The sequence below is a fragment of the Parvibaculum sp. MBR-TMA-1.3b-4.2 genome, assembly GCF_053628815.1.
In genome coordinates, this window is sequence record NZ_JBRJHC010000001.1 from 2752501 (window position 1) to 2766580 (window position 14080).

Sequence of the window (14080 nt, forward strand, 5' to 3'; positions counted from 1 at the left end):
ACGAATTCCGGAAGTTGTCAGGTCTTATTGGATTGATCTGGCCGCCTAGGAGTTCCAGGAAATAGCTCCCTCATTAGACCGTACCCCAAACCGACACAGGTGGACTGGTAGAGCATACCAAGGCGCTTGAGAGAACGATGCTGAAGGAACTCGGCAAATTGCCTCCGTAACTTCGGGAGAAGGAGGCCCTCGGCTTGGGCAACCAGGTCGGGGGGGCACAGACCAGGGGGTAGCGACTGTTTACTAAAAACACAGGGCTCTGCGAAGTTGCAAAACGACGTATAGGGTCTGACGCCTGCCCGGTGCCGGAAGGTTAAGAGGAGAGGTGCAAGCCTTGAATTGAAGCCCCGGTAAACGGCGGCCGTAACTATAACGGTCCTAAGGTAGCGAAATTCCTTGTCGGGTAAGTTCCGACCTGCACGAATGGCGTAACGACTTCCCCGCTGTCTCCAGCATCGACTCAGTGAAATTGAATTCCCCGTGAAGATGCGGGGTTCCTGCGGTCAGACGGAAAGACCCCGTGCACCTTTACTATAGCTTTGCAGTGGCATTAGTGACGACATGTGTAGGATAGGTGGTAGGCTTTGAAGTCCGGGCGCCAGCTCGGATGGAGCCACCCTTGAAATACCACCCTTGTTTTCATTGATGTCTAACCGCGGCCCGTTATCCGGGTCCGGGACACTGCATGGTGGGTAGTTTGACTGGGGCGGTCGCCTCCCAAAGAGTAACGGAGGCGCGCGATGGTAGGCTCAAGCTGGTCGGAAATCAGCTGATGAGTGCAATGGCATAAGCCTGCCTGACTGCGAGACGTACATGTCGAGCAGAGACGAAAGTCGGTCATAGTGATCCGGTGGTTCCACGTGGAAGGGCCATCGCTCAACGGATAAAAGGTACGCCGGGGATAACAGGCTGATGATTCCCAAGAGTCCATATCGACGGAATCGTTTGGCACCTCGATGTCGGCTCATCACATCCTGGGGCTGGAGCAGGTCCCAAGGGTTCGGCTGTTCGCCGATTAAAGTGGTACGTGAGCTGGGTTTAGAACGTCGTGAGACAGTTCGGTCCCTATCTGCCGTGGGTGTAGGAAAATTGAGAGGATCTGTCCCTAGTACGAGAGGACCGGGATGGACGTACCTCTGGTGGACCGGTTGTCGCGCCAGCGGCACAGCCGGGTAGCTATGTACGGAAGGGATAACCGCTGAAAGCATCTAAGCGGGAAACCCACCTCAAAACCAGTTTTCCCTTGAGAGCCGTGGGAGACGACCACGTTGATAGGCCAGGTGTGGAAGTGCAGCAATGCATGTAGCTTACTGGTACTAATCGCTCGATAGGCTTGATTACTCTCATTTATCACTGCCCATTCGCTCTACGGAGCGCATGGATGTGAAGGTCCAAACGACAATCATTCATTCCAATGTGTTTCGCCGGCCCGGTGGTTATAGCGAGGAGCCCGCACCCGATCCCATCTCGAACTCGGCCGTTAAACTCCTCAGCGCCGATGGTACTTTGTCTTAAGGCATGGAAGAGTAGGTCGCTGCCGGGCCTGCCAAGCACATTCAATTATTCCTTCTTCATGATGTTCTGTTTTTGCCTGTCTCGTATTCGCAAGCCATGACAGTCTCGCTTCGATGAACGGGACGCATCGCTTGCCGGTTCGAGGCAATCGGCATTCAAGGAATTGGCGCGGGGTGGAGCAGCCCGGTAGCTCGTCAGGCTCATAACCTGAAGGTCGCAGGTTCAAATCCTGCCCCCGCAACCAACATCAAAAAGCCCGTCAGGTTTTCGCCTGGCGGGCTTTTTTATAATTTTCGTTTGGGTAAATCGGGCTGAAAATTCTCCAAATGCCTCAGTAAAAAGTCCATACTTCTTCTGAGCATTAGGGGCTCAGCTCAGACGGAGGGGGTAATGCTTCCATTTGCTACAGAATTTCCTGTGGTTTCGGGTGCTGACCGCGCAGCCTTTCTTGCGCAAGTGGTGGCTTGGCTTCGAGGTACATCGTATAGCACTGTCCTTGGGTTGGCGCTGAGGCTGAACTTGCTGGAGAAAATGCGCTTTTGCGCACAAAGGAAGGGGAGGAACTTCGCGTAAGAGAGTTGGTTCGCGGAGGCACATTGGAAGCTATTGGGTTCCGATATGATTTCCCTGATGAAGAAGGGAGGCTTTGGCGCACGGAGGCAGTGCTCCGTAGTGGAGCCGGAGAAGCTGACCAACATCTCATACGATTGCGTACACAATGTATCGCGCGCGATGCTGGTGCCCGCCTTGAAAGTCCAAAGAAACCTTATCTGATTAAGTCTCTACTGACCGATGGTTGGGGAGGCCTCGACGGTGATTTGGGTGTCTCCGATAAGCCAATTTGGCTGGAGTGTGATGAAAGAGCATTGGCGATTGCCCGAGCAATCACCTGCGGCAGGGCGACAACAATCCTACCTGTGATTTATGTGTCTGCGACGGGGGAGCAGCGTTGGAATTTCACGAGACGCGAAATAGAAAAATTGGCTTATGATTTAGGTGGGGTTGCGCACGTTGTCGTAGAGCCAAACAGGCCATTTTCCTTTCAGCTTCGGGATGTAACCGGGGGTGAAAATGTATATGGGGGGACGGTTGGCCTCTCTGTACCGGGCCGAGGGGTCGTTCGACGCCTTTATCTAGGATGGCACCTGCAGGACAGTGCTGACTTGGGGAAGGCCTTGCGTGCGGCTGCGCTAAATCTTCGAAGTCAGATGCCATCTGAGGGTTGGGATTGGACCGAACTCCAAGAACAAGCCTTGCGTTTGCAGCGTGAACGCGATCGAAATCGACTAAGTGCTCAGGAAAATGAGCAGCTTTATCAAGAGGAAATTGAGAACCTACAGGATCGAGTTTCAGAATTAGAACAACAGCTAAAAAGCCGCGCTGAGACCGAGGTCGCAGTTGATGGTGGCGAAGATTCTGTCGGAGCTTTAGTTAGCCGCGTAGGACCTGAGATATATCCAGGAGAGTTCTTTGACCGACTGCGGTTTGCTGCGGAAATTGCTATATCAGTGTCCGAGCGGTTAAAAGTGGATCGTCGTTCACAGTCTTTCTTTAAAAACTTCCTCGAAAAAATTCCTTTCTCGCCGGCCCGCAAGGAGTTGCTTGAGGATTTGGAGAGAGCGACTAAGAATCCGAAAAGGGCAGCGGCTGAGATTAGTTCGCTCCTACTCCGTCATGGATATCAGGAAAAGGCCGACAAGAGACATATTCGGCTTGAAGGTAAATCTGAGTATGAGGGGCTCGATACTGTAACTGTTTCTAAGACGCCAAGCGATAAACGTGCTCTGATGAACACTCGTAAGCAGATTGAGCGTGCGCTTGGCATTAGTAAGCTTTCCGGGAAGAGTTAGTATCTATTCTCTATCTACGCCGGACTAAACCAACATTCAAAAAGCCCGTCAGGTTTTCGCCTGACGGGCTTTTTGTTTTTCCGGAGGTAGGGCTTTCAGGACGGTGCGCTGACAAAGCGCAGATGGCCTTCTTTCGTCCAGAGGCGGCAGCCTTTGTCGCCGGCGGTTAGCGAAAGCGCTGCGCCGATGGGCAGGCGCAGCCATGACCATCGTCCGAACTCCTCGCCGCCTTCGGTAAAGCTGCCTTCAAGACAAAGAATCTCCATGCCGCCTTCGGGGGCGAGGTCGAGATGCGCGTTTGGGGCCAGCTCGATCAGGCGCACCGTTTCGCGTTCGTCCTTGAAGAGCGTGGCGGTTTTCGAGCCGGGCTGGTTTGCAACGGATTCCAGCGCCTGCGCATTCGTGTCGAGCGTCACATAGGTCCGGTCGTCGGGCGCGAACTGCCAGAGCTTCACGAAGATGGTGCAGCCCTCCGCCGCGCCGGGCGTGTGGTGCGAGGTCGGCGGGTTCCTCACATAGGTGCCCGCGGGATAGTCGCCATGCTCATCCTGGAAGGTGCCGTCGAGCACGAGGAATTCCTCGCCGCCGCCATGGGCGTGTTCGCTGAAGGCGCTTTCGGGCGCATAGCGGACGATGGAGGTTGCGCGCGCCACTTCCTCGCCAATCCGGTCCAGCATCTTGCGCTCGACGCCGGGCATGGGCGAGGGAATCCAGTCCTGCGCCGCGGCATGCATGACCGCGCGCTTGTCGAATTCGGCATTGAGCTTCATAGCGCTTCCCTGTTGGCGCCCCGACGGCGCATGCCGCGCCCCTGTCGGCGCATGCCGGAAACATAGGATTTTCGCGCCGCCTGTCCAGATATCGGCTGAAACCCGCAAATTGCCGGTAGGTGATCCGACGCCGGGGAAGGGTGGCGTTTTTCGTCTCGCGATCCCTGCGTCAAATTGACATGACGCGTTTTCAGATTGCCATTGACTGGTTCTTCACGTGAGTCAAAATCAAGTACCCACAATCTCGAGATGGAAAACCCAGCCTCGCACGCAGCCCATGGACGGCGTGGACAAGAGGCAAAACAAAAGGGAAGAGAAAAATGACAGGGACGGAAACGCTGGAGAAGCCGGCCGCGGGCGCCGGACAGACTGAACATTTCGACGTGCTGGTCGTCGGGGCCGGCGTGTCCGGCATCGGTGCCGCCTATCATCTGCAGGACCAGACCCCCGACCGCTCCTATATCGTCCTGGAGACGCTGGAGAGCTTCGGCGGCACCTGGCTGACGCATAAATATCCGGGCATCCGCTCGGACAGCGACCTCTATACCTTCGGCTATCGGTTCAAGCCGTGGGTGGGCGCGCCGATCGCATCGGCGGAAGAGATCCTGAAATATATGGGCGAGGTGATCGAGGAGAACGACATCGGCCGCCATATCCGCTACCGGCACAAGATCAATTCGGCGAGCTGGTCGAGCGAGGACAATATCTGGACCATCGAAGGCACTCGTCTGGACACGAACGAACCGTTCCGCATCACGGCGAACTTCCTGTGGATGTGCCAGGGCTACTACAAGCATGACGAAGGCTATACGCCCGACTGGCCGGACATGGACAAGTACAAGGGCCAGATCGTCCATCCGCAGACCTGGCCGGAAGACATCGAGCTCAAGGGCAAGAAGGTCATCGTCATCGGGTCCGGCGCCACGGCGGCGACGCTTGTGCCCGCCATTGCCGGCGATTGCGAGCATGTGACGCTGCTGCAGCGCTCGCCGACCTATTTCATTCCGGGCCGGAACGAGAACGAGCTGGCAGATCGCCTGCGTGAGCTTGAGGTCAAGGAAGAGTGGATCCATGAGATCACTCGCCGCGAAATCCTGCACACTCAGGACGAGTTCACCCGCCGCTCCTTCGAAGAGCCGGAAGTGGTGCGCAAGGAGCTGCTGGACGCGGTGCGTCTCTTCCTGCCGGAAGAAACCGTGCAGAAGCATTTCACGCCGCGCTATCGCCCCTGGCGCCAGCGCATTGCCTTCGTGCCGGATGGCGACATCTTCCAGGGTATCGCGTCGGGCAAGGCCAACGTCGTGACCGACGAGATCGAGCGCTTCACGGAAAAGGGTATCCTCACCAAGTCCGGCGAGGAACTGGAAGCCGATATCATCATCTCGGCGACGGGCTTCCACCTGTCCGTGCTGGGCGACATCGATTTCGCGGTCGACGGCAAGAAGGTCGATTATGCCGATACCGTCACCTATCGCGGCATGATGTTCACCGGTGTGCCGAACCTCGTCTGGGTGTTCGGCTATTTCCGGGCGAGCTGGACGCTGCGCGTGGATCTGCTCGGCGATTTCGTCTGCCGTCTCCTCAACCACATGAAGGAGAAGGGCGTCAGCAAGGTCACCGTCGAGCTTCGGCCGGAAGACAAGGACATGAAGCTCGGTCCGTGGATCGATCCGGAAGACTTCAATCCGGGCTATCTGATGCGCTCCATGCATCTCCTGCCGAAATGCGGCGACAAGCCGGAATGGCGTCACACGCAGGACTATTGGAAGGAGAAGGACGAGCTGCCGCTGATCGATCTGGACAGCGCCGAGTTCGTCTATGCCAAGGCCAAGACGAAGGAAAAGGCCGTCGCCTGATCCCGACCGTCTCTGAAACGACCAACCCCGCGGCCCTCACCGGCTGCGGGGTTTTTTTTATTTGGTTTTTTGCGCCCCGCGTGAGGCGGGCGAGGGCAGCCGCGCGGGCGAACTGCGACATTTTGACGGGGATCAAGGAGGGTCCGGTCCGCGCGGCGCAATGTGCCGTCATCGGCGCCGTTGCGGCTGCCGGTGAAACCGGAGGAGGATCTGCGACATGACCGTTCATCGCCTCGGAGCGCTGCCCCGCAGCCGGGAAAACGCGATTATCGAGGAGGCCGGCGTCGCGCTGCCGCCGGAAGGCCTGTGGGCCGCCATCGGGCTCATCGCCGCCGTGGCCGCGCCGCTCGTCTTCGGCTGGGGCGCCACCACCCTGCCCGCCGTGCTTTTCCTCGTGCTCTGTCCCTTCGTCGTGGCGGTCATGCTGATCGCGGATGTTGCACCGGCGAAGAAAAGCGGCGACGCTGGGGAAGGGTCAGGTCACGCCCGCGATTATCGGTGATTTCTTCTTGTTCAGGAGAATATGCATGTCTCACGCAAAGCCCGCCCGAAGCTATTTTGCCCTCTCGCCCGAAGAAAAAGCGGCTCTGGTGCAGTTCCAGATCGCCGATCCGCTTTCGGCGACGTCGCGCTGCCTCGCCGCCTGCTCGAAGGGCGTGAAGGCATGGGAAGAGGAGGTCATCCGCTTTTCCAAGGAGCGGATGGACGAGAACGCCGAGACCTTCGATACGTTGAGTACGCTGAAATCGCCGCTCGATCTGGCGGCGATGCAGCGTGAGTGGTTTCACACCGCCAGCCGCGCCTATATCGACGAGGCGTCTCAGTTAATGAAAGTAACCACAGAAACCATACAAAGTTTATGGTCTCCTGTGGCGGCCGGAAAATAGTGAACAGGGCTTAAATTCGGCCGCCGGAAAGATATTTTCCGGTCGATCGAGAATGAATTTTTTATCGGTGGCATCTAATACTTGCTCCAATGGGGCTGTGCGCCTCATAATCCACAACTGAAAAACGAAAAAATATAGGTGTCGGGAGCGGTATGCGGAGCGGCTCGGCTTTCAAGGACACAGATAGCGCTACTCTCTTTCGTATGCTGCTGGCGACCGCCGTCGACGGGATTCTCGTCATCGACGAACGGGGCGATCTGCTCATCTACAATGATGCGTGCGAAAAACTGTTCGGCTACACCTCGCAAGAGGTGATCGGTCAGAACATCCGCATGCTCATGCCCGAGCCCTATCGGCACGAGCATGACGGCTATCTGAAGGCCTATCGGGATACGGGCGAAAAGAAGATCATCGGCATCGGGCGCGAGGTGAAGGCCCTGCGCAAGGACGGGTCCGAGTTTCCGGTCTATCTCTCGGTCGGCGAAGGCCACCTCGATGAAAGGCGCGTCTTTGTCGGCATCGTGCACGACATCACGGCGCGGCGCGAGGCCACGCGGCGCCTTCAGGAGACGCAGGCCGAACTCGTTCACATGTCGCGCTTCAACGAAATGGGGCAGATGACCTCATCTCTGGCGCATGAGCTGAACCAGCCGCTCGCCGCCATCATGAATTATCTCAGCGCCGCCGGACGAACGCTTGCGAAGCTGGATGCGCCCGAGGCGGCGCGGGCGCGTGATCTCATGCAAAAGGCGTCCGACCAGTCGGCCCGGGCCGGGCAGATCATCCGGCACCTTCGCGACTTCGTGGAGAAGCGCGATCACAATCGCAGGGAAGAAGATCTCAACCTCCTGGTCGAGGAGGCCGTCGAATTCGCCCTGTTGGGATCCGACGACCTGGATGTGCATGTCGATATCGAGCTTGAAGACGGCCTGCCTGCCGTTTTCGCGGACCGTATCCAGATCCAACAGGTGATCCTCAATCTGGCCAGGAACGCCGTCGAGGCCATGCAGGAATGCGCGCTGCGCAAGCTGAGCGTGACGACGTTGCGTCTCGATGACGGCTTTATCCGAACCAGCATCGCCGATACGGGGCCGGGCCTTGCATCGGAGGTCGCTGAAAACCTTTTCCAGCCCTTTATCACGACCAAGGAAAAGGGTATGGGGATCGGGCTTTCCATCTGCTGGTCGATCGTCGATGCGCATGGTGGAGAGCTGTGGGCGGAAAAGAACGAGTCCGGCGGGACCAGCTTCCATTTCCGCCTGCCGTCGATACCGGATTGAGGTTTTCTGAATGTCTGCCGAGAGCACGGTCTTCATCGTCGATGATGACGAAGCGGTCCGCGAGTCGCTGCAAGCCCTTGTGGAGACGGAAGGCTACGCCGTTCAGGCGTTCGATTCCGCGCGCGGATTTCTCGAAGGTTTTTCGCTACCCGACGTCGGATGCCTGATCGTCGATGTGCGGATGCCGGATATGGGCGGGCTTGAGCTTCAGGCCGAACTCGTCGCGCGGGAGGCGAGCCTTCCCGTGATCGTCGTGACCGGGCATGGCGACGTGCCGCTCGCCGTGCAGGCGATGAAGGCCGGGGCGATCGATTTCATCGAGAAACCCTATAACGACCAGCAATTGCTCGACACGATCGCCCGCGCGCTGGAAATGGCGCGGAACCGGCAGAACCAAAGTGCCTTCGCCCAGGAAGCCAAAGAGCGCGTCGCGGCTCTGACGCCCCGGGAGGCGCAGGTTCTGGAACATCTGGTCGCCGGCCGGGCGAACAAGGTGATTGCCTATGAGCTGGGCATTTCCCCCCGGACGATCGAAATTCATCGCGCCCATGTGATGGAAAAGATGCAGGCGCGCAGTCTGTCCGATCTCGTCCGCATGGCCCTTGAGGCCGGTATCCGCACCCCCGAATAACGCAGCGTTTTCTTTTTTGCCCCGGCTCCGCAAAGAGGTGCGGCTCAATGCCCTTATGTGATTAAGGGTAATTCCGTATTTTCCGGCACGGGGGGCTTCCCTATGTTTCAGTTCAATGAACCCCTGTGTCGCAGGAGACGTGGTTGGAAATTCTCGAAGGCGCAACGGCTTATGTCGTCGATGATGACGACGCGGTGCGCGATTCAATGCGGGCGTTGCTGGAATCCTACGGAATGTCCGTTGAGGATTTCTCGTCCGCCTGCGCGTTTCTGAAGACCGGTCTCCGCGGACTGACGCTTTCTTGCCTTCTGCTGGACCTGCACATGCCGGGCATGGGTGGCGTCGAGGTCCTGGAGCGGCTTCGCGCCCGGGGCGACAGCATCCCGGCCATCGTCATTACGGGAAAGGGCGACCTGGCGGCGCGGTCCCGCGTGGTCGGGGCGGGGGCGCTGGATATGCTCGAGAAGCCCGTGAACGAGGAAGCGCTGGCCCATGCCATTGCGGCGGCGCTCCGTTCTTCCGCCGCGGTCTGATCTCCGGCTACGTAGATATCCTTAAGTGGAATTCCTGAATTTTCCGGCGGGGCTTCGGCCTTCATAGTTTCAGCATGAAAGCAGACGGGCTTTCGGAAACAGAGACGGAAAGAGAGGGGTTTCCAAATGTCGCTCACCCATGAATTCCAGGAAGATTTCTCTTCTCGCGGCGCCATGGACAATGTCCTTTCCATCGGTGGTGCGAAGGCTGCCCGGCATACGGCGTCTGCCACGCTTCGCGACGCGCAGCCGGATGTGCTGGCGGCGGCAAATCTGGGCGTCACCCTCTCCCTGTCGCGCAACAAAACGCTCTTCGAAGAAGGCGAAAAGGCGGATTATTCCTACCGGGTCATCAGCGGGGCCGTGCGTCTGTGCAAATTGCTGCCGGACGGGCGCCGTCAGATTTCCGATTTCTGCCTGCCCGGCGACACGTTCGGCTTTATCGCGGAAGAAAACTACACGCTGACGGCGGAGGCCGTGGAAGACACGGTGCTGGTCCGCTATTCGCGCCAGACGGTGGGCGAGGCCTGCAAGTCCTTTCCCGCCACGAGCGAGCGTGTGCTGGCCGAAGTGCTGCGCGAACTCTCCTCGGCGAAGAACCATCTCGTCATGCTGGGCCGCCAGACCGCCCGTGAACGCATCGCGTCCTTCTTGCTGATGGTTCTCGATCGTCAGCCTGCCGACAAATATTGCGATACCCGCGTCTATCTGCCGATGGGCCGTCAGGACATTGCCGATTATCTCGGCCTCACCATCGAGACGGTGAGCCGGGCGATCAGCGAGCTTCGCCGGTCCGGTGTCGTCCGCGCGCTGTCCACGCGGGAAATTCTGATCCGCGATATGGACGCCCTTTCCGAGATTTCTTCAGGTTGCGCCTGAGGCGGTCTCTTCGGCCGGGCGCGTATGACGTTCGACGCTCACCGATTTGATGACGGTAAAGACCTTCATGCCGGGTCGCAGGCCAAGCCTTTCGCCTGACTTGCGGGTAATGCGCGAGATGAGATGCGCCCCGCCGCAGGCAAGCGCCACATCGAGATAGGGGCTGTCCCCCGTTTCCCCGACATGCCGGATGGTGGCGGGGATGACATTGTTGGCGCTGATCCCCCGCGGTTCTTCAAGGGCCAGCATGACATCTCCCGCCTTTACGCGTAGTCGCACCCGGCGGCCCGGGGCGGCTGTCAGGCGCGGCACCCAGAGCCGCCCGCCGTCGAAACCTATTTCCGTCATGCGGTGGCTGTCGTCCTGCGACAGGACCTCGCCGGCAATGACCGCGCCTGCTTCCAGGAAGGCGCCGCGCGGCGACAGGTCGGAGCGGGAGAGCACCTCTTCCGCCGAGCCGGAGGCCAGCACTTTTCCGTCGTCGATAAACACCACATTGTCGGCGAGCTGCGTGACTTCTTCTATCGCATGGCTGACCAGCAGGATCGGAATGCGGGCCTCGTCGCGCAGCCGTTCCAGCCAGGGCATGATCTCGGCCTTGCGCGTGGCGTCGAGCGCGGCCATGGGTTCGTCCAGCAGGAGAATGCGCGGATTGGCGAGCAGGGCCCGTCCCAGCGAGACGCGCTGGCGTTCGCCGCCGGACAGGGTGCGCGGTCGGCGCGCGGCGAGGTGGTCGATCCCGAGCATGTCGAGAATGCGTTGTCTTTCCGCAGGCGGCAGCGGCTCGGGCGAGCGTTTCGCGCCGAAATCGAGATTGGCGGCGACGCTCAGATGCGGAAACAGCCGGGCCTCCTGAAAGACATAGCCGATGCGCCGCGCGCGGGTCGGCAGGTCGATGCCGGTTGCCGTGTCGAACAGGGTTTCGCCGCCGATGGCGATGCGGCCGCTCTCGGGCGTGAAAAGTCCGGCGATGGCGTTGATCGTGCTCGTCTTGCCCGCGCCGGACGGGCCGAACAGGGCGGTGATGCCGGTTTCCTCCGCGGCGAAGGCGATATCGAGCGCGAAGTCGGGAAAGCGATGTCGGAAGCGGATATCGAGCGTCATGTGCCGAGCATCTTCCTGACGCGCCAGGCCGCATATTCGGCAAGGGCGAGACCGGCCAGCGCCAGCGCGATGGAGAGCGCAACGAGACGCGCCGCCGCCGCCTCGCCGCCCGGCGTCTGGATGGCCGAATAGATCGCGAGCGGCAGGGTGCGGGTTTCGCCGGGAATGTTGGAGACGAAAGTGATGATGGCGCCGAATTCGCCGAGGCTGGCGGCAAAGGCGGTGATGGCGCCTGCGATGATGCCCGGCGCTGCGAGCGGCAGCGTCAGATTCCAGAAACGGTCGAGGGGGCCTGCGCCCAGTGTCTGCGCGGCCTCGGCCAGATGCGGGTCGATGGCTTCCAGCGCCAGCCTTATGGCGCGTACCTGAAACGGGAAGGTCACGATCCCGGCGGCCAGCGCCGCGCCGGTCCAGCTGAAGACGAAGCGGATACCGAATGTGGCCTCCAGCCAATGGCCCATCGGCGCGCGCGTGCCCAGCGTGACGAGCAGCAGATAGCCCATCACGACAGGCGGCAGAATGAGCGGCAGATGTACCAGCGCGTCGAGAAGCGCGCGGCCGGGAAACCGACGTCGAGACAGCAGCAGCGCTGCGCCGATGGCAAGCGGCAACGCAAACGCCACGGCGACGAGCGAAACGCGCAGGCTCAGCACCAGCGCTTCGATTTCCGCATCGCTCAGCACGCCGTGCAGCATGGGGTCTTTCCTGTGTCCGTCAGTTTCGGCGAAAGCCGAAGCGTTCGAATATGGCAAGTCCTTCGTCGCTTGTCAGGAAGGCGAGGAATTTACCGGCCTGTTCGGCGTTCCCGTCTTTGAGAAGTGCGAAAGGATAGGTGATCGGAGTATGGGCGGTGTCGGGGAACGCTTCCACGACCCTGACCCGGGCGATCCGGGCGTCGGTCGCATAGACGATGCCGTAGGGTGCTTCGCCGCGTTCGACCAGCGCCAGCGCCGCGCGGACATTGTCGGCGGCGGCTAGACGCGGTTCGAGCGCCGTCCACAGGCCGAGGCTTTTCAGGGCCTCCTTGCCATAAATGCCCGCGGGCACATGGGCAGGATCGCCCATGGCGATGCGGCCCTGCCTGCCGAGCAGCGCGGGCAGGTTTTCGATCCGTTCGCCGCCTGGCGGTTTTTCGTTTTCCGGGGCGACCAATACCAGCCTGTTTGCGATGGGGCTCGTTCTGCTGCCGGCAAGGACGAGGCCGCGCGTCTCCAGCCAGTCCATCCATTTTTCGTTGGCGGAGGCATAGAGATCGGCGGGCGCGCCGGCTTCGATCTGGCGGGCGAGGGTGGAGGAGGAGGCAAAGGAAAACCGCACTTGCGCGCCGGTCTTGCGTTCATAGACCTTGCCAGCCTGCGTCATCGCGTCGGTGAGGCTCGCGGCGGCGAAGACCGTCAGCGGCTCGGCGGCGCCGGCGCGCGTTCCTGAGGGGAGTACGCCCGAAAGCAGGCCGAGGGCCAGCGCGGTGGCGATCCGGCGAAGGGTTTTCGAGATATGGCCGGGTGTCGGCACGGGGGCTTCTCCTGCCATGCGTTATATCCAGATGAATATTCCGCATGGCAGGCGGGGAATTGCAAGGCTGAAGCCGTTGGCGGCCGCGTGCCGGGAGAGCCGGTCCCTGGCGGCGATCAGGCGCGCGAGTGAAGCGGCGCGGCTGCGGCTTCGCCGGACCTTGCGGCCTGTGTCGTTGCGATATGCGTATTGTCGGCCTGGATCGGCTTGGGCATCCGGTTCGTCACGCTGGCCACATAGGCCATCATCTGGGCGAAGGCGTCGTCGGTCAGTTCCACGAAAACGCGCCGTCCGTCTTCGGGGTCGCGGATGCGGGTCGCCAGTTTTTCGGCGACGAGATCGCCGATCCGGCGCAGCGCCGTGGTGGCGGGCACATTGGCGGCGATGCACAGGCTCGAGACGGAGACCCGCTTGTTGGAAAGCCGCGCTTCGGCAAGGTCGAGCAGCATGTCCCAGGCGGGATCGGAAAACAGCTTGCCCGGCAGATAGTTGGATCGGGTGCCGGACAATTCGATCAGGGCGCGCACCCATCGGCGCATCTGGGCCTGATCGAGCGAGGGATCTCCTGCCGTGCCGCCCCGCCGGGCTGCACCGAAGGAGACGAGATTGCCGGACCCGGCGCCATTGACGCCGCCATCGCCCCCGTTGCCGTCGGATTTGCGGGACGCGTCGTCCAGCCGATCGAGAACGCCCAGCATGTTGGAGGTCCGGGCCATCATCAGCTCCGCCTCGCTGCGGATCGTGTCGGTGAAATAGGCAATGTGGCAAAGCTCGTTCAGCTTGCGGACGCCGTCCTGGAAGGTGGCGGCCAGATCTTCCTCGGCAAAGGGATGCGGCAGGCTCGACCATGAGGTGCTGCGGCCGAGCCGCGCAACGGTACGGGGGCAGAGCTGGGTCGCCATCAGCACGATATGAGTGCGGCTCCGCGCCTCGCTGCCGGCGCAGGCGTGGTGGATACGCTTTACCCATTCCTCGGCGGACAGGTCGCAAAGCGGGTCATTCGCGTCGTCGCCGGTGCCCGGCAGCAGCGAAATCAGCAGGAGGCGCGGATCGGCGCCGCGGCAGATAGCCTCCAGAAAGGCGGCGCGTGTGGGCGGGGCTTCCCATGAAAAATGCCCGACCTTCTCGGTCAGGCGAAGGGCGTTGGCCATCTGTCCGGCATCGGTCAGCGAGGCGGCGAAGGCCGGATCGACAATGACGGCGGATGATTGGGCCGCGGCAAGGCTTCCCTGAAACAGGCTATTCATATCAGACCCCCATTAA

The 14080-nt window shown here is 60.5% G+C and carries 13 protein-coding genes, 1 tRNA gene and 2 rRNA genes (1 of these 16 cut by a window edge); 11 read left to right on the forward strand and 5 right to left on the reverse strand.

The genetic code is table 11. The features are described 5' to 3' along the window. The 4 genes from ACSSVQ_RS13195 to ACSSVQ_RS13210 form a co-directional block, all read left to right on the forward strand. Nucleotides 1-1341, forward strand: a 23S ribosomal RNA gene (locus tag ACSSVQ_RS13195) (it extends 1398 nt beyond the left edge of the window). Nucleotides 1342-1428: 87 nt separating this feature from the next. After that, a 5S ribosomal RNA gene (gene rrf, locus ACSSVQ_RS13200) occupies nucleotides 1429-1543 on the forward strand. A gap of 139 nt (nucleotides 1544-1682) precedes the next feature. Then, a tRNA-Met gene (locus ACSSVQ_RS13205) sits at nucleotides 1683-1759 on the forward strand. 295 nt (nucleotides 1760-2054) lie between these two features. Further along, complete coding sequence (locus ACSSVQ_RS13210; protein ID WP_454183739.1) at nucleotides 2055-3365, forward strand: hypothetical protein; 1311 nt, start codon at nucleotides 2055-2057, stop codon at nucleotides 3363-3365. 95 nt (nucleotides 3366-3460) lie between these two features. Here the strand turns inward: ACSSVQ_RS13210 and ACSSVQ_RS13215 are convergent, their stop codons facing one another. Beyond that, complete coding sequence (locus ACSSVQ_RS13215) at nucleotides 3461-4135, reverse strand: cupin domain-containing protein (RefSeq protein ID WP_454183741.1); 675 nt, start codon at nucleotides 4133-4135, stop codon at nucleotides 3461-3463. A 320-nt stretch (nucleotides 4136-4455) separates the two neighbouring features. Here ACSSVQ_RS13215 and ACSSVQ_RS13220 point away from each other — a divergent pair, with 320 nt between their 5' ends. The 7 genes from ACSSVQ_RS13220 (at nucleotide 4456) to ACSSVQ_RS13250 (ending at nucleotide 10201) form a co-directional block, all read left to right on the forward strand. Further along, nucleotides 4456-5991: a flavin-containing monooxygenase gene (locus ACSSVQ_RS13220; protein WP_454183743.1), complete on the forward strand. Its 1536-nt coding sequence runs from the start codon at nucleotides 4456-4458 to the stop codon at nucleotides 5989-5991. 217 nt (nucleotides 5992-6208) lie between these two features. Further along, nucleotides 6209-6493: a hypothetical protein gene (locus ACSSVQ_RS13225; protein ID WP_454183745.1), complete on the forward strand. Its 285-nt coding sequence runs from the start codon at nucleotides 6209-6211 to the stop codon at nucleotides 6491-6493. Between the two features lie 25 nt (nucleotides 6494-6518). Beyond that, nucleotides 6519-6878 (forward strand): phasin family protein, encoded by a 360-nt coding sequence (locus tag ACSSVQ_RS13230; RefSeq protein WP_454183747.1) that lies wholly within the window; start codon nucleotides 6519-6521, stop codon nucleotides 6876-6878. Between the two features lie 152 nt (nucleotides 6879-7030). Next, nucleotides 7031-8158 carry a PAS domain-containing sensor histidine kinase gene (locus ACSSVQ_RS13235; RefSeq protein ID WP_454183749.1) on the forward strand — a complete coding sequence of 376 codons (1128 nt, stop codon included), beginning with the start codon at nucleotides 7031-7033 and terminating at the stop codon, nucleotides 8156-8158. A gap of 10 nt (nucleotides 8159-8168) precedes the next feature. Next, nucleotides 8169-8789, forward strand: a complete 621-nt coding sequence (gene fixJ / locus ACSSVQ_RS13240; RefSeq protein WP_454183751.1) for a response regulator FixJ — start codon at nucleotides 8169-8171, stop codon at nucleotides 8787-8789. 143 nt (nucleotides 8790-8932) lie between these two features. Next, nucleotides 8933-9322 (forward strand): response regulator, encoded by a 390-nt coding sequence (locus ACSSVQ_RS13245; protein ID WP_454183753.1) that lies wholly within the window; start codon nucleotides 8933-8935, stop codon nucleotides 9320-9322. Between the two features lie 126 nt (nucleotides 9323-9448). Beyond that, nucleotides 9449-10201, forward strand: a complete 753-nt coding sequence (locus ACSSVQ_RS13250) for a helix-turn-helix domain-containing protein (protein ID WP_454183755.1) — start codon at nucleotides 9449-9451, stop codon at nucleotides 10199-10201. Here the strand turns inward: ACSSVQ_RS13250 and modC are convergent. The 4 genes from modC to ACSSVQ_RS13270 all read right to left on the reverse strand — a co-directional run bounded on the left by modC (nucleotide 10187) and on the right by ACSSVQ_RS13270 (nucleotide 14064). Next, nucleotides 10187-11305, reverse strand: coding sequence for a molybdenum ABC transporter ATP-binding protein (modC, locus tag ACSSVQ_RS13255; protein ID WP_454183757.1), 1119 nt, complete (start codon nucleotides 11303-11305; stop codon nucleotides 10187-10189). The two genes, ACSSVQ_RS13250 and modC, sit on opposite strands and share 15 nt — an antisense overlap. Further along, nucleotides 11302-12000 (reverse strand): molybdate ABC transporter permease subunit, encoded by a 699-nt coding sequence (modB, locus tag ACSSVQ_RS13260; protein WP_454183759.1) that lies wholly within the window; start codon nucleotides 11998-12000, stop codon nucleotides 11302-11304. The genes modC and modB overlap by 4 nt, the downstream gene beginning before the upstream one ends. Before the next feature lie 19 nt (nucleotides 12001-12019). After that, on the reverse strand, nucleotides 12020-12835 hold the full coding sequence (gene modA / locus ACSSVQ_RS13265; protein ID WP_454183760.1) for a molybdate ABC transporter substrate-binding protein: 816 nt from the start codon (nucleotides 12833-12835) through the stop codon (nucleotides 12020-12022). A 98-nt stretch (nucleotides 12836-12933) separates the two neighbouring features. Further along, complete coding sequence (locus tag ACSSVQ_RS13270; RefSeq protein ID WP_454183762.1) at nucleotides 12934-14064, reverse strand: hypothetical protein; 1131 nt, start codon at nucleotides 14062-14064, stop codon at nucleotides 12934-12936. Nucleotides 14065-14080: the final 16 nt, after the last annotated feature.